We start from the raw sequence: 15,420 nt of genomic DNA, 5'->3' as shown, positions 1-15,420 counted from the left end.
TCAGAAGGGATGATAGATGGCCGTTGGCGCTTGTGCCGCTCACGGCGGATTGATCTGCGTGGCGAGTTCGATAAACGCTCGCGTGGCGGGCGAAGCCTGACGCTGATCGAGGACAGCCAGGCCGATCAGGCGTTGCACCGCCGGCAACAGCGGCTTCTTCACGTAACGCGGGGCAGGATCGTCCGGCAACGAGCCTTCGGCGACGACGGTGATTGCATCGCCCCGGCTGACGACGTCCAGCGTACTGAGCAATTGCGAACAGCGATAGCGAATGTTCGGTTGCAGGCGCGCGGCGGTGAACAAACGCGAAACCAGCTCCGATGATCCGGCCTCGGTCAGCACAAATGGGTTGGCACACAGATCCTCGAGGCTCAGCGCCGCACGTGCGGCCAGTGGGTGATCGAGCGGGAGCAGGGCAACCATCTGGTCTTCGACCAGAGCAAAAGAGTCGAAGCGTTCCTCGGGCAACACCACAAAACCGACGTCGATTCGCCGCTCCTCCAGCCACTGCAGCACCTGCCGGTCCGGCCCCTCATCAATATGCACTTCAATACCCGGATGCATTTGGCGATAACGCTGCAAAATCTTCGGTAACAGTTTGATCGATGACGTCGGGCCGAACGAGCCGATCCGCAACGTGCCGGTTTTCATGCCGCGCGCATCGGCTGCTTCCTGGCGCAAGGTATTGGCCAGGCCGAGCATGGCCCGTGCGCGCTGGAGCAACTGCTCGCCAATATCGGTAAGTTCCACCTGCGACTGATGCCGCCGCAACAACTCCACGCCCAACTCCTGCTCCAGCGACTTCATCGCGTGGGATATCGCCGACTGCGAAATCCTCAGACGATGGGCGGCGAGGGTGAAACCGCGCAGTTCAGCGACCAGCGAGAAGATCTCCAGTTGCGTGAGGGTCATGAGTGTTTGCTCATTTTACGATGAGAGGAAATGAGGTGAATGATACGCCATCCTTTGCCTGCTTTGGTCTGGAGTGTCATGCGCAACGTCGAACAAATCCACGCAACAACTTCCGACCGCCCGGTTTATCTGACCCTGGCGGCGGTAACCATGATTTGGGGCGGAACATTCGTCGCCGGGCGTTTTCTGGCGGGCAGCCTCAGCCCGCTGTTCGCCGCCAGCCTGCGCTTCCTGCTCGCCAGCATGGCGCTGCTCGGGTTTCTGTGGATAGCGCGTATCCCGCTGGCGCGACCGACGTCCCGGCAATGGCTGCAACTGACTTTGCTCGGGTTCTTCGGGATCTTCTTCTACAACCTGTGCTTCTTTTATGGCTTGCAGTACATCAATGCTTCACGGGCCTCGTTGATTGTCGCGTTGAACCCGGCCGTGATCGGTCTGGCCTCGTGGCTGCTGTTCAAGGAGCACCTGGGCCGGGTGAAAGTCGCCGGTATCGCGACCTGCATCGCCGGCGCCGCTCTGGTGATTGTCAGCCGCAACCCGCAATTACTTGTCGTGACACCCGATGCATGGATCGGTGATCTGTTGATTTTTGGCTGCGTGTTGAGCTGGGGCATTTACTCGTTGTTTTCCCGGGGGCTGAACCAATCCATTGGCCCGCTGCAGACCGTGACGTTTTCCGTGTTGATCGGCAGCGGGATGCTGTGGACGCTGGCAATGCTGCGTGGCGAGGTCAGCGGGGCGGCCCTGATCAACCTCGGCACGCCACAATGGCTGAGTCTGATTTACCTTGGCGTACTCGGCTCGGCGCTGGCCTACATCGGCTACTACGACGGCATCCGCAAAATCGGCGCAACCCGCTCCGGCGTGTTCATTGCCCTGAATCCGCTGACCGCGGTGGTGCTCGGCGCACTGCTGCTCGGCGAGCAACTGACGTTGAGCATGTGCCTGGGCGGCGGATTGGTGCTGGTGGGGATTTACCTGTGCAACAAACCTCTTGCACCGATGCGAAAAAGGCGGATTTTATAGAGAGGGCAGACAACCCTATTTACGCTGTGTAGAATCGGGTTACGCATACAATAATAATCGTCTTCTGGCAGCAGAAGCCTCGCCCGCAAGAGCCTTGGGTCGACAATGAAGATATTCGGGTTTCAACTGATCTACGGTGACTTCCTCGCCCGCAGTGTGCGAGGCATCTCCTGCGCACCTCCCGTCGGTCTCAGCATTACTGACAAATAACTCTGGTTAATTGATAAGAATGATGAGGCGTCACCATGACCGATCTATACGAAAACCCAATGGGCCTGATGGGCTTTGAATTCATCGAGTTCGCATCGCCGACTCCTGGCACCCTGGAGCCGATCTTCGAGATCATGGGCTTCACCAAAGTCGCGACCCACCGCTCCAAGAACGTACACCTGTACCGTCAGGGCGCGATCAACCTGATCCTCAATAACGAACCGCACAGCGTCGCCTCGTACTTCGCCGCCGAACATGGCCCATCGGTGTGCGGCATGGCGTTCCGCGTCAAGGATTCGCAGAAAGCCTACAACCGCGCCCTGGAACTCGGCGCCCAGCCGATCCACATCGAAACCGGTCCGATGGAGCTGAACCTGCCAGCGATCAAAGGCATCGGCGGTGCGCCGCTGTACCTGATCGACCGCTTTGGCGAAGGCAGCTCGATCTACGACATCGACTTCGTGTTCATCGAGGGCGTTGACCGCAACCCGGTCGGTGCCGGCCTGAAGATCATCGATCACCTGACCCACAACGTGTACCGTGGCCGCATGGCTTACTGGGCCAACTTCTACGAGAAGCTGTTCAACTTCCGCGAGATCCGCTACTTCGACATCAAGGGCGAATACACCGGCCTGACCTCGAAAGCGATGACCGCTCCGGACGGCATGATCCGCATCCCGCTGAACGAAGAGTCGTCCAAGGGCGCCGGGCAGATCGAAGAGTTCCTGATGCAGTTCAACGGCGAGGGCATCCAGCACGTGGCGTTCCTCACTGACGACCTGGTCAAGACCTGGGATCAGTTGAAGAAGATCGGCATGCGCTTCATGACCGCACCGCCGGACACCTACTACGAAATGCTCGAAGGCCGCCTGCCGAACCACGGCGAACCGGTGGATCAGCTGCAATCGCGCGGCATCCTGCTCGACGGCTCGTCGAACCCGGACGACAAGCGCCTGCTGCTGCAGATCTTCTCGGAAACCCTGATGGGCCCGGTGTTCTTCGAATTCATCCAGCGCAAAGGCGATGATGGTTTCGGCGAGGGTAACTTCAAGGCACTGTTCGAATCGATCGAGCGTGATCAGGTGCGTCGTGGTGTGCTGACCACCGAGTAAGCCATGAAAAAGCCTGGCGTATGCCAGGCTTTTTCAAGATCAAAAGATCGCAGCCTGCGGCAGCTCCTACAATTGGAATGAGTTTTCCTGTAGGAGCTGCCGCAGGCTGCGATCTTTTGCTTTTAAGAGCGGCGCTGCCGCATCAAGTGCTTGAATCCTTCAAACACCAACACCACCACCGCCAGCCAGATCGGAATGTACGTCAGCCACTCACCCGCCTTGATGCTTTCGCCAAGCAACAGCGCCACGCCGAGCAGCAACACCGGCTCCACATAGCTGAGCAAGCCAAACAGACTGAACGGCAACAAGCGGCTGGCAATGATGTACACCACCAGCGCCGAAGCACTGATCAGCCCGAGCAGCGGAATCAGCCACAGCAGCCCCGGGTATTGATCAAACACGGCAAAGCCTTGCTCTCCGCCGCGCACGAACCAGTAGGCCACCGGCAGCATCAAGGTCATGTCGACCCACAGACCACCGAGGTGGTCGGTCTTCAGGCGTTTGCGCAGGACGAAATACAGCGGGTAACCGACCACGACCACCAGCGTCGCCCAGGAGAATCCGCCGACCTGATACAGCTCGTTGGCCACGCCGAGAATGGCAAAGAACACCGCAATTTTCTGCAGGTATGACAGGCTGTCGCCGTACACGATGCGCCCGGTCAACACCATCGCCAGCGGCAACAGGAAATAACCCAGCGACACGTCGAGGCTGTAGCCGTTGAGCGGCGCCCACATGAACAACCACAACTGCACGCCGAGCAAGCCCGACGAAACGATCAGACCGCCGATCAGCTTTGGATAGCCCGCCACCTTGCGCAACAGTTCCAGCACCCGCCGCCATTCCCCCGACACCAGCATGAACACGGTCATGCACGGCACGGTCAGCAGCATCCGCCAGCCAAAGATTTCCACGCCGTTCAATGGGGTGAGCAGCGAAGTGTAGTAATACATGACGGCAAACAGCACCGAGGCTGAAACCGATAGAGCGATACCTTTAGACAAACTGTCCTCGCGGATGGGTGATCAAACAGGGCGCGCAGGATACGTGGTTTTTGTGCTGAATATTGGTCGGGGTGGCCAATATTTCCTACATGAACCCAAAAGCCCCTCACCCTAACCCTCTCCCAGAGGGAGAGGGGACTGACCGCAGGGTCTCGCGACATTCAGCGATGTGAAAGTCCGAGTCGATTATGGATTCAACACAATAGCTTCAGGCAAAAGCGTAGCTTCAATATTCCCCGATCGGTTCCCTCTCCCCCGGGAGAGGGCTAGGGTGAGGGCAGCGATCTCACGCCGAACGCGGTCTACGGCCCGACACAAAATGGCTCACATCGTTGAACCCCGGCGTCGACGCGTGCCCCGGTGTTACCAGCGAGTCGATAAACGCTTCATCCTCTGCCGTGATCTGCACCGCCTGCGCCTTGGTGTAGGCATCCCACTGCTGTTCGGTGCGCGGTCCGACAATCGCCGAAGTCACCGCGCTGTTGTTCAGCACCCAGGCAATCGCGAATTCGACAATCCCGACCCCACGGCCTTGCGTGTACTGCTGAATCTGCTGGGCGATGCGCAGCGATTCCACCCGCCATTCGGTTTCCAGAATGCGCTTGTCCTGACGCCCGGCGCGGCTATTGGCGTCCGGGGTTACGTCGGGCGCGTATTTGCCGCTGAGCACGCCGCGAGCCAGCGGACTGTAAGGCACCACGCCGAGGCCATAGGTTTGCGCGGCGCTGATCTGTTCGGTCTCGGCCTGACGGTTGACGATGTTGTACAGCGGCTGGCTGATGACCGGGCGATCAACGCCGAGGTTGTCGGCGATACGGATCGCCTCGGCAATGCGCCAGCCTCGATAATTCGACAAGCCCCAGTAACGAATCTTGCCCTGGCGAATCAGGTCACCAATTGCCGATACGCTGACTTCCAGCGGCGTGTTGTGGTCTTCGCGGTGCAGGTAATAGATGTCGAGATAGTCCGTGCCGAGGCGCGTCAGGCTGGCCTCCAGACCATTGAAGATGTGCTTGCGGCTCAAGCCGCTGCGGTTCGGCACACCATCCACCGGGCCGAACCCGACCTTGGTCGCCAACACCCATTCGTGCCGATGGCGGGCAATCGCCTCGCCGACGATTTCTTCTGAGCGGCCGTTGGTATAGACGTCGGCGGTGTCGATGAAATTGATGCCCTGATCCCAGGCCTTGTCGATGATGCGCAGCGAATCTTCAGCGCTGGTCTGCTCGCCAAACATCATCGTGCCGAGGGTGAGGGTGGACACCTGCAACCCTGAGTGCCCCAGTGTGCGATAGCTCATGCCGAAATCCTTTTATCGGGTGGGAAAGCTCCAATCAAATACCAGAAGCATCCCACGGGGCAAAGTGAATTATCGGCTGAGCGACCTGCCTGCAGTACCTGAGTTTGCTCGGGCATCGTAAAAAGATCGCAGCCTGCGGCAGCTCCTACAGGAAAACGCGTATTTCCGTGTAGGAGCTGCCGCAGGCTGCGATCTTTTGCTCTTGAAGCGTGATTAAGCCCGCAAAGTCCGCGTCATGCGCAACGCCAGCAAGCTGCCGCCAACGATGACCCCCGCCAGCAAATACAACGCCGCATCGGTCGAACCGGTGCTGTCCTTGACCCAACCCACCAGGTACGGGCTGAGGAAACCGGCCATCTGCCCCATCGAGTTGATCAACGCCAGACCACCGGCCGCCGCGCCCGCGCTCAACAGGGCGGTCGGCACCGGCCAGAACATCGGCAGACCGGTCAGCGCGCCCATGGTCGCGATGGTCAGGCCGAGAATGGCGATGGCCGGGTTGGCGGCGAAGTTCACCGCGATCAGTAGACCGAGCGCGCCCATCAGCATCGGCACCACCAAGTGCCAGCGCCGTTCTTTGCGCAAGTCTGCCGAACGCCCGACCAGCAACATGAACACCGCCGCCAGCAGATACGGAATCGCGCTCAGCCAGCCGATCACCAGGTTGTCACTGAAGCCGAGGTTCTTGATGATCGACGGCAGCCAGAAGTTGATCGCGTACACGCCGCTCTGGATGCAGAAGTAGATCAGGCCGAATGCCCAGATCGCCGGGTTCTTGAACACCGCGAGCAGCGAGTCGGAAGTGGTTTTCGGCTTGTTCGCCAGGTCTTCGGCCTGATCCGCCTCGAGCACCGCGCGCTCATGCGGGCTCAGCCACTTGGCGTTGGCAAAGCTGTCGCTCAGCAGGAAATAGGCGAGGGCGCCGAGGATGACCGTTGGAATGCCTTGCAGCAGAAACATCCACTGCCAGCCGGCCAGACCGCCCTGGCCTGCGGCGAAGTGATTGAGAATCCAGCCGGAAAACGGACTGCCGAGCAAACCGGACACCGGGATCGCCGACATGAACAGTGCCATGATCCGCCCACGGCGGAACGTCGGGAACCACTGCGAGAGGTACAGCACCACACCGGGGAAGAACCCGGCTTCGGCGGCGCCAGTGAACAGGCGCAGGGTGTAGAACTGGGTCGGGGTGGTGACGAACAACAGACAGGTCGACAGCGTGCCCCAAGTGATCATCATCAGCGCGATCCAGCGGCGCGGGCCGAATCGGGTCAAGGCCAGATTGCTCGGCACGCCGCACAGCACGTAGCCGATGAAGAAGATCCCGGCACCGAGGCCGTACACGGTTTCACTGAACTTCAGTGCGTCGAGCATCTGCAGTTTGGCGAAGCCGACGTTGACCCGGTCGAGGTAGTTGAACAGGTAGCAGATGAAGATGAAGGGGATCAAACGCAGGGTGATGCGTTTGTAGACGGCGTTTTTACCGTCATCGATGGTCTGGGTAGCTGCGGCGCTCTGCGACATAGCGGCTCTCTCTTTATTATGATTTTTTGCGATGCACAGGTTAACGTTGATCGCCCCGAGAGTCTCGGCCACCTGTGGCCGGATTGTCTTTGTGCCTGAGCACAGGGTTTGCCGCCAGACCCTGTGCGGGTGAACAACCGTCCGCCGCCGCTGCTTAAGGATTTTGCCGATCATGTTCGAACTCGATCACGACCTCGCTCAGGATATCGTCGACCGGGCCATGGCCATTTTGCCCTACAACGTCAACGTCATGGACAGCCAGGGGCTGATCCTCGGCAGCGGCGAACCGGAGCGCATCAACACCCGTCACGAAGGTGCGCAACTGGTACTGGCCAACGGGCGGGTGGTGGAGATCGACGCGCAAACCGCCGTGCATTTGAAGGGCGTGCAGCCGGGGATCAACCTGCCGCTGATGCTCGATCAGCGGTTGATCGGCGTACTTGGCATCACCGGCGAACCGGAGCAACTGCGCACCTACGCCGAACTGGTGCGCATGACCGCCGAAATGCTCGTCGGCCAGCGCAACCAGCAGGCCGAACAGCAATGGCGGCGTCAGCGTTGTGATGACTTGCTGGCGTTGCTGTTGAGCGAAGCGGGGGACTCGCCGCGGCTGATTGATGAAGCGCAGCAACTGGGGCTCAAGCCGCAACTGACCCGGGTGCCGTATCTGTTCGAGCTGGGGCTGGAACACGGGCCGGGGCAAACCGTCGAGGCGTTGAGCGCGTGGTTGACCTCGCGCTATCCGGACAGCTGGTGCGTGAGTTCGGCCAAGTCATCGCTGCTGTGGTGCCGACCCGCAAGTCAGACGGTTGAGCATGATCGTTTGCTGGAAAAGCTTGATGGCCTCGGCTGGAACATTTTGCGTATCGCCGTGGGTGGGCAGGCGGATGGGCTGGCTGGCTTGCGCCGTTGCTATCGGCGGGTCGGTGATCTGCTCGCCTATGGGCGGGACGTGCTGCCGCACTCGCGTTTGCTGACGCTCAATCGCTATCGCCTGCCGGTGATGCTCTGGCGCCATCGCAACGATGATGCGCTGGATGAATTGCTCAAACCGTTGCGCAAGGTCATCACCAAGGATGGCAACGGCCAGTTGCTCGCGACCCTGCGCAGTTGGTGTGAACACGATGGGCAGAGTCAGGCGTGTGCCGATGCATTGGGCATTCATCGCAACAGCCTGCGTTACCGGATGGAGCGGATTGCCGAGATCAGCGGGGTGGATCCGCTGCGGCTGGACGGGATGTTGGCGTTGTACCTTGGGGTGCAATTGCTGCCGCAGACTGATCTAGCTGTATGAGTTGTTCTTGCGGCCGCCATCGCTGGCAAGCCAGCTCCCACAGGTTTACAAGGTGATTACAAGATTTGTAGCCACTGAAGATCCCTGTGGGAGCTGGCTTGCCAGCGATGAGGCCAGAACATTCGGCATCAAGCCCAAGGTCTTTGTAGAAATGAACAATAAACGCCTACCGCCCTTGTGCAGCGGACAGGCGTCAATGCGCATGCCGACTGGCAGCATGAGGGGCATTGGAACTGGAGAATTCGCATGAAGATCGTCATCGCCCCCGATTCGTTCAAGGACAGCCTGAGTGCCCAAGGCGTTGCCGAGGCCATTGCGCTGGGGCTGGCGCAAGTCTGGCCGCAGGCGACATTGGTCAAGTGCCCGATGGCCGACGGTGGCGAGGGCACGGTGGAGTCGATTCTTGCCGCGTGTGAAGGCGAGCTGCGCCGCACCCGCGTACGCGGGCCGTTGGGCACCCCGGTCGATGCCGCGTGGGGCTGGCTGCCACACAACCACACCGCGATCATCGAAATGGCTGAGGCCAGTGGTTTACAACGGGTGCCCACGGGGCAGCGCGATGCCTGCATCACCAGCACCTTCGGCACCGGTGAACTGATTCGCGCCGCGCTGGATGCCGGTGCGCAACGGGTGATTCTGGCGATTGGCGGCAGCGCCACCAACGACGGCGGCGCCGGCGCGATGCAGGCGCTCGGTTTGAAATTGTTCGATGCGCAGGGGCAGGCGCTGGTGCCGGGTGGTCTTGCCTTGGCGCAATTGGCCCATCTGGATCTGAGTGATCTGGATTCGCGTCTGGCCCAAGTGCGCTTCGACATCGCCGCGGACGTCAACAATCCGCTGTGCGGTCCGCACGGCGCCTCGGCGATTTTCGGCCCGCAAAAGGGCGCGTCACCGGCACAGGTGCAGCAACTGGATCAGGCGCTGGGCCACTTCGCCGAACTCTGCGCGCAGGCGTTGGGCAAGGACGTTCGCGATGAGCCGGGCAGCGGTGCAGCGGGTGGACTGGGTTTTGCGGCGAAGGCGTTTCTCGGTGCGCAATTTCAGGCCGGCGTTGAAGTGGTGGCCGAGTTGGTCGGGCTGGCCGAAGCGGTCAACGGCGCCGATCTGGTGATCACCGGCGAAGGGCGGTTCGACGCGCAAACCCTGCGCGGCAAGACCCCGTTCGGCGTGGCGCGGATTGCCAAGCAACACGATGTCCCGGTCATTGTCATCGCCGGCACGCTGGGCGAGGGTTATCAGGAACTCTACGAGCACGGCATCGACGCGGCATTCGCCGTGACCAGCGGCCCGATGACCCTCGAACAGGCCTGCGCCGAGGCTCCGCGTTTGTTGCGTGAACGCGCGGCTGACATTGCCCGGGTCTGGCAGATGGCCAAACTCAATAACTGACTGCCTGAACACATTGTGGTGAGGGGATTTATCCCCGATGGGCTGCGAAGCAGCCCCCCGCGTTTTTCGCTAAAAACCAGTTTTGAGAATTTGCGACTGCTGCGCAGCCGATCGGGGATGAATCCCCTCGCCACAGTGGGTTGGTGTCGGGGTGTTTCAGCGCTGAAACACCTTGAAAAATATTTTCGCTTTACACCAAATCTTCCTAAAGCCCAGCCGATACAGAGATCAGGCGCACACAGATTCCCTCGAACAGTGACGCCACACTGAACCCGCCCCAAGGTCCAGTGATGACGGCAAGGACGCTCGCAGTTACCTCTACCCGAGAGTCCAACCATGTCCTTGCGTAACCTGAATATCGCGCCCCGTGCCTTCCTCGGTTTTGCCTTTATTGCCTTGCTGGTGATCGTTCTTGGCGTGTTCGCCGTCAACCGCATGACGACCATCCGCCAGGCCTCCATCGACATGGAGACCAATCAACTGCCCAGCGTGACGTACCTTGGCGTGGTGACGGAAAACGTTTTGCGCCTGCGGATCCTGTCGTTCCGGATTCTGGTCAACCGCGACCCGGCAGGTCTGCAAGAAGCGCAAACGCGCATCGGCGTGCTGGTGGACAAGGTGCGCAGTGCTCAGGCCAGTTATGCCGCGTTGCCCGCCGGTAGCGAAGAGCTGGCGCAATACAAAGCGTTCGCCGCGACGCTGGACAACTACCTGCAAGCGCAAAACCAGATGATGGAGCTGTCGCGCCAGGACAAGGTCGAGGAGATGCGCACCCTGATCAACACGCGAATCAAGGACGGCACCGATCAGATGGGCGAGCAGCTCAACAAACTGATTGCGATCAACGCCGCCGGTGCGAAAGACGCGTCCGCTCAAGCGGGCGAGCACTACGACAGCGCCATCACCGGCATCGTCATTGTCGCGGTGGTTGCCGCATTGGCGACGGTGCTGTTGGCCCTGCTGCTGACCCGCAGCATCGTTACCCCGTTGAACCGTGCGGTGCTGGCGGCGCAAACCATTGCCGGCGGCAACCTGAGCAAAACCATTGAAGTCGACGGCAAGGACGAACCGGCCCGCCTGCTCGAAGCGCTGGCTCTGATGCAGACCAACCTGCGCAAAACCATCGAACAGATCGCCGGCTCCGCCACCCAACTTGGCGCTGCTGCCGAAGAGCTTAGCGCGGTCACCGAAGAGGCTTCCCGTGGCCTGCAGCAGCAGAACGATGAAATCGAGCAGGCTGCCACCGCCGTCAACGAAATGACCGCCGCTGTGGAAGAAGTCGCACGCAACGCGGTGTCGACGTCCGAAGCCTCGAACCAGTCGACCCAGGCTGCTCGCGAAGGTCGCGACCAGGTGGTGAAAACCGTCGACGCGATCCAGACCATGACCCATGACGTGCAGAACACCGCGCAAATGATCGAAGGCCTCGCCGCGCAGGGCCGCGACATTGGCAAGGTGCTGGACGTGATTCGTGCCATCGCCGAACAGACCAACCTGCTGGCGCTCAACGCGGCGATCGAAGCGGCGCGTGCTGGTGAGGCCGGACGCGGTTTCGCCGTAGTAGCGGATGAGGTGCGCGCCTTAGCCCATCGCACCGCGCAATCGACCCAGGAAATCGAAAAAATGGTCGCCGGCATCCAGAACGGCACGGGTGAAGCGGTTTCGTCGATGCAGCAAAGCAACCAGCGCACCCAGACCACCCTGGAAATGGCCCGCGCCGCCGGTGTGGCGCTGGAACAGATCACCCAGTCGATCCATCAGATCAACGAGCGCAACCTGGTGATCGCCAGCGCCTCGGAAGAACAGGCGCAGGTGTCCCGCGAGGTTGATCGCAACCTGGTCAATATTCGCGACCTGGCCACCCAATCGGCCGCCGGGGCCAACCAGACCAGCGCCGCGACCCATGAACTGTCGCGTCTGGCGGTGGATTTGAATGCCATGGTGGCGCGGTTTGTGATTTGACCTAGGGTGAAGGCTGGAGACCGCGCAATCAGGAGACGTGCATGCGTTATTCAGCCTTGACCCAACGCATCGCCGGGGAGGGAGCCGCAGCCTGGCAGATTCATGACCGAGCGCTGGAGTTGCGCGCCGAGGGTGTCGATATCTTGCTGCTGAGCGTGGGCGATCCGGATTTCGACACGCCGCTGCCGATCATTCATGGCGCCATCGATAGCCTGCTGGCCGGCGATACGCATTATTCCGAAGTGCGTGGTCGCTTGGCGCTGCGCAAATTGATCGCCGCCCGCCACCAGCGGCGCAGCGGTCAGGTGGTGGATGCCGAGCACGTGATCGTGCTGCCCGGCGCGCAATGCGCGGTGTATTCGGTGGCGCAATGCCTGCTGGATCCGGGTGACGAAGTGATCGTCGCCGAGCCGATGTACGTCACCTACGAGGGCGTGTTCGGCGCCTGCGGTGCGAAGGTGGTGCCGGTGCCGGTCAGGCCGGAGAACGGTTTTCGCGTTGATCCCGCCGATGTTGCCGCGCGGATCACGCCAAAGACCCGCGCGATGCTGCTAAACAGTCCCAACAATCCCTCTGGCGCAAGCCTGTCCCTGCTGATCTGGCAGGAACTGGCGGCGCTGTGCGTGCGCCACGATTTGTGGCTGATCAGTGACGAGGTCTACAGCGATCTGCTGTACGAGGGCGAACATATCAGCCCGGCGAGTCTACCGGGCATGGCCGAACGCACGGCGACCATCAACAGCCTGTCGAAATCCCACGCCATGACCGGCTGGCGTATCGGCTGGTCGATCGGGCCGAAAGCCTTGGCCGAGCATCTGGTGAACCTGTCGTTGAGCATGCTCTTCGGCCTGCCGGACTTCGTGCAGAAAGCAGCGGAAGTCGCGTTGGCAAGCGATCTGCCGGAGGTGACGCAGATGCGCGAGGAATATCGGTTGCGCCGGGATCTGGTGTGCGAACGCTTGCGCGGCTGCCCGGGGCTGCAGCCGATTCGCCCGGATGGCGGGATGTTCGTGATGGTCGATGTACGCCAGACCGGGTATGGCGCGCAGGCGTTTGCCGAGCGGCTGCTGGAAGGGTACGGCGTGTCGGTGCTGGCGGGGGAGGCGTTCGGGCCAAGTGCGGCGGGGCATATTCGCATCGGGCTGGTGCTGGATCGGGTGCAGCTGGCGGATGCCTGTGCGCGGATTGCGTTGTGTGCGGTGCAGCTTCTTCAGGCGCGTAGTGCCTGACAGTTTTGTGGGGCCTGTCCCGGCCTCATCGCTGGCAAGCCAGCTCCCACAGGGTTTTGTGTCGTTCTGAAATGTAATGAACACTGAATAACCTGTGGGAGCTGGCTTGCCAGCGATTTGTTCAGAACAGGCACTGAAGATATCAGCCCTGCCAAGCCGCCGGATTCACCAGATTCACCGGCTTCTCCCCAGCCAAAGCCGCCAGCAGATTGTCCACCGCACACCGTGCCATCGCCTCGCGCGTCTCATGCGTCGCCGAGCCCATGTGCGGGGTTGCCACCACATTATTCAGCTGCAACAACGGCGAATCATGATTCAGCGGCTCACGCTCGAACACATCCAGCCCCGCTGCGCGAATCCGCTGATGGCGCAACGCGTCGATCAGCGCCGCTTCATCCACCACTTTGCCCCGCGAGATATTGACGAAAATGCTCTCCGGGCGCATCAGCGCAAACTGCTCGGCGCCGATCAAACCTTCGGTCTGCGCAGTCAGCGGCAAGGTCAGGCAGATGAAGTCCGCCTCTTGCAGCAGCGCCTCAAGGCTGCGGTACTGCGCGTCGAAACGCGCCTCGACTGCCGGTTTGCGCGACTGGCTGTGATACAGCACCGGCATGCCAAAGCCGAAATGCCCGCGCTGCGCCAACGCTTCACCGATCCGCCCCATGCCGATGATACCCAGGGTCTTGCCGTGTACATCGGTACCGAAATGCGCCGGGCCGATGTTGCGATGCCACTGGCCGCTGCGCACCATGTTCGCCAGCTCGACCACGCGCCGGGCGGTGGCGAGGATCAAGGCGAAACCGGTGTCGGCGGTGGTTTCGGTCAGCACGTCCGGGGTATTGCTCAGAAGAATCTTGCGCCGCGTCAGGTAGTCGATGTCGTAGTTGTCGACGCCCACCGAAACGCTGGCAATCGCCTCTAGTTGCGGCGCCAGGTCGAGCAACGCCGCGTCGAGTTTCAGGCTGGCGCCGAGCAAACCGTGGGCGCCGGGCAGGGCGTCGCGCAGTTTCATCAAACCGTCGGCGTCGAGGCTTTCGATCAGTGTCACGTCACAGTGTTGCTGCAGACGCGTCATCAGCGCCGGCGAGAGTTTCTTGTACAGCACGACTTGCTTTTTCATGGACGAAAAATCCTTTCAGGAATGCGCTGGCACAGGACGCGTGGCAACGGCTTTGGCCGCGACGCGGTCACTGGCGCCGGGCTTGAGAAAAATCGTCAGCACCACCGACAGCAGCAACGCGCCGCTCATCAGCAGGTACGAAGCGCCGGGCGAACCGGTGGAGCTGTTCAGATAACCGACCAGATACGAGCCGCCGAACGAACCCAGCGCACCCATGCTGTTGATCAGCGCCATGGCCCCACCGGCGACGTTGGCCGGCAGGATCTCCGGAACGATGGCGAAGAACGGCCCGTACGGTGCGTACATGCAGGCGCCGGCAATCACCAGCAACGTGTACGACCACCAGAAATGCTCGGCGCCCAGGGCGTAGGAGCCGTAGAACGCAATGGAGGCGATCAGCAGTGGCGGCCAGACGAAGCGTTTGCGTTTTTGTAGTTTGTCCGAACCCCACGACACTGCGAGCATGCCGATCACCGCCGCCAGATACGGCAGCGCCGACAGCCAGCCGGCTTCGATCATGTCCATTTGCGCGCCGGCCTTGAGGATCGACGGCAGCCACAGCACGAAGCCGTAGACGCCGATGCTCCAGCAGAAAAACTGCAGCGCCAGAATGATCACCTTCGGCGAACGGAACGCTTCGGCGTAGTTTTTCACCGCTTTGATCCCGACCTGTTCGGCGGCGAGGGCGCTTTCCAGATCGTGCTTTTCCTGGTCGCTCAGCCACTTGGCCTGAGCCGGACGATCATCGGCCAGTTTCCACCAGATAAACGCCCAGATCACCGCCGGCAAGCCTTCGATGATGAACATCCAGCGCCAACTGAAGTGCTGCACCAGATAGCCGGAAACCACCGACATCCACAGCATGGTCACCGGGTTGCCGAGGATCAGAAAAGTGTTGGCCCGCGAGCGTTCGGCACGGGTGAACCAGTGGCACAGGTAAACCAGCATCGCCGGCATCACCGCGGCTTCGACCACGCCGAGCATGAAGCGAATCACGATCAGCCAGTAGGCGTTGGACACCACCCCGGTCAGGGTGGCGAGGCCGCCCCAGAAAATCAGGCTGAAGAAAATCAGCTTTTTCACGCTGTGCTTTTGCGCGTAGATCGCTCCCGGCACCTGGAAGAAAAAGTAGCCGAGGAAGAACAGCGCCCCGAGCAATGAAGACAGGCCCGGGGTGATCATCAGGTCGGCAGCCATGCCGGAGGCGGCGGCGAAGCCGTAGTTGGCGCGATCCAGATACGCCAGGCTGTAGGTGATGAACACGATCGGCATGATGTACCACCAGCGGCGGGCGGCGAGGGTTGCAGTTTTCATGGTGTTGCTCCTGAGCTTGTTGTT

At 61.0% G+C, this 15,420-nt stretch carries 12 protein-coding genes; 6 read left to right on the top strand and 6 right to left on the bottom strand.

Translation table 11 applies throughout. From position 1 onward, the window contains the following. Positions 1-39: 39 nt before the first annotated feature. Positions 40-912, bottom strand: a complete 873-nt coding sequence (locus ACU680_RS06685; protein WP_448179015.1) for a LysR family transcriptional regulator — start codon at positions 910-912, stop codon at positions 40-42. 78 nt (positions 913-990) lie between these two features. Here ACU680_RS06685 and ACU680_RS06680 point away from each other — a divergent pair, with 78 nt between their 5' ends. Then, positions 991-1,938 (top strand): DMT family transporter, encoded by a 948-nt coding sequence (locus ACU680_RS06680; RefSeq protein WP_448179014.1) that lies wholly within the window; start codon positions 991-993, stop codon positions 1,936-1,938. Positions 1,939-2,183: 245 nt separating this feature from the next. After that, on the top strand, positions 2,184-3,260 hold the full coding sequence (hppD, locus tag ACU680_RS06675; RefSeq protein WP_007963361.1) for a 4-hydroxyphenylpyruvate dioxygenase: 1,077 nt from the start codon (positions 2,184-2,186) through the stop codon (positions 3,258-3,260). Positions 3,261-3,382: 122 nt separating this feature from the next. Here hppD and rarD read toward each other — a convergent pair whose 3' ends face one another. The 3 genes from rarD to ACU680_RS06660 form a co-directional block, all read right to left on the bottom strand. Next, the gene (rarD, locus tag ACU680_RS06670; RefSeq protein ID WP_448179013.1) at positions 3,383-4,264 is read right to left on the bottom strand and encodes an EamA family transporter RarD; all 882 of its coding nucleotides are present in this window, start codon (positions 4,262-4,264) and stop codon (positions 3,383-3,385) included. A gap of 286 nt (positions 4,265-4,550) precedes the next feature. Beyond that, positions 4,551-5,564 carry an aldo/keto reductase gene (locus tag ACU680_RS06665; RefSeq protein ID WP_448179012.1) on the bottom strand — a complete coding sequence of 338 codons (1,014 nt, stop codon included), beginning with the start codon at positions 5,562-5,564 and terminating at the stop codon, positions 4,551-4,553. Positions 5,565-5,777: 213 nt separating this feature from the next. Further along, on the bottom strand, positions 5,778-7,088 hold the full coding sequence (locus ACU680_RS06660; RefSeq protein ID WP_027611996.1) for an MFS transporter: 1,311 nt from the start codon (positions 7,086-7,088) through the stop codon (positions 5,778-5,780). Between the two features lie 172 nt (positions 7,089-7,260). Between ACU680_RS06660 and ACU680_RS06655 the strand changes: the two genes are divergently transcribed. From ACU680_RS06655 to ACU680_RS06640, 4 genes are all read left to right on the top strand, one after another. Further along, the gene (locus ACU680_RS06655) at positions 7,261-8,382 is read left to right on the top strand and encodes a sugar diacid recognition domain-containing protein (protein WP_448179011.1); all 1,122 of its coding nucleotides are present in this window, start codon (positions 7,261-7,263) and stop codon (positions 8,380-8,382) included. A gap of 246 nt (positions 8,383-8,628) precedes the next feature. Further along, complete coding sequence (locus tag ACU680_RS06650) at positions 8,629-9,771, top strand: glycerate kinase (RefSeq protein ID WP_448179010.1); 1,143 nt, start codon at positions 8,629-8,631, stop codon at positions 9,769-9,771. Between the two features lie 336 nt (positions 9,772-10,107). Continuing rightward, on the top strand, positions 10,108-11,733 hold the full coding sequence (locus ACU680_RS06645; RefSeq protein WP_329698164.1) for a methyl-accepting chemotaxis protein: 1,626 nt from the start codon (positions 10,108-10,110) through the stop codon (positions 11,731-11,733). 41 nt (positions 11,734-11,774) lie between these two features. Further along, positions 11,775-12,962, top strand: coding sequence for a pyridoxal phosphate-dependent aminotransferase (locus ACU680_RS06640; protein WP_448179009.1), 1,188 nt, complete (start codon positions 11,775-11,777; stop codon positions 12,960-12,962). Between the two features lie 142 nt (positions 12,963-13,104). Here ACU680_RS06640 and ACU680_RS06635 read toward each other — a convergent pair whose 3' ends face one another. Beyond that, complete coding sequence (locus ACU680_RS06635) at positions 13,105-14,082, bottom strand: 2-hydroxyacid dehydrogenase (RefSeq protein ID WP_448179008.1); 978 nt, start codon at positions 14,080-14,082, stop codon at positions 13,105-13,107. 15 nt (positions 14,083-14,097) lie between these two features. Further along, positions 14,098-15,396, bottom strand: coding sequence for an MFS transporter (locus tag ACU680_RS06630; RefSeq protein ID WP_448179007.1), 1,299 nt, complete (start codon positions 15,394-15,396; stop codon positions 14,098-14,100). Positions 15,397-15,420 lie beyond the last annotated feature (24 nt).

The organism is Pseudomonas sp. LF020, from assembly GCF_053456425.1.
The sequence above is the reverse complement of the archived record's forward strand: the minus strand, read 5'-3'. Positions and strand labels throughout refer to the sequence as shown.

Bases quoted from the DNA above. Each gene is read 5' to 3' on its own strand.
- ACU680_RS06630 (WP_448179007.1), bottom strand. From the start codon at position 15,396: ATGAAAACTGCAACCCTCGCCGCCCGCCGCTGGTGGTACATCATGCCG.
- ACU680_RS06650 (WP_448179010.1), top strand. From the start codon at position 8,629: ATGAAGATCGTCATCGCCCCCGATTCGTTCAAGGACAGCCTGAGTGCC.
- ACU680_RS06640 (WP_448179009.1), top strand. From the start codon at position 11,775: ATGCGTTATTCAGCCTTGACCCAACGCATCGCCGGGGAGGGAGCCGCA.
- ACU680_RS06645 (WP_329698164.1), top strand. From the start codon at position 10,108: ATGTCCTTGCGTAACCTGAATATCGCGCCCCGTGCCTTCCTCGGTTTT.
- ACU680_RS06635 (WP_448179008.1), bottom strand. From the start codon at position 14,082: ATGAAAAAGCAAGTCGTGCTGTACAAGAAACTCTCGCCGGCGCTGATG.
- ACU680_RS06655 (WP_448179011.1), top strand. From the start codon at position 7,261: ATGTTCGAACTCGATCACGACCTCGCTCAGGATATCGTCGACCGGGCC.
- hppD (WP_007963361.1), top strand. From the start codon at position 2,184: ATGACCGATCTATACGAAAACCCAATGGGCCTGATGGGCTTTGAATTC.
- ACU680_RS06665 (WP_448179012.1), bottom strand. From the start codon at position 5,564: ATGAGCTATCGCACACTGGGGCACTCAGGGTTGCAGGTGTCCACCCTC.
- ACU680_RS06685 (WP_448179015.1), bottom strand. From the start codon at position 912: ATGACCCTCACGCAACTGGAGATCTTCTCGCTGGTCGCTGAACTGCGC.
- ACU680_RS06680 (WP_448179014.1), top strand. From the start codon at position 991: ATGCGCAACGTCGAACAAATCCACGCAACAACTTCCGACCGCCCGGTT.
- ACU680_RS06660 (WP_027611996.1), bottom strand. From the start codon at position 7,088: ATGTCGCAGAGCGCCGCAGCTACCCAGACCATCGATGACGGTAAAAAC.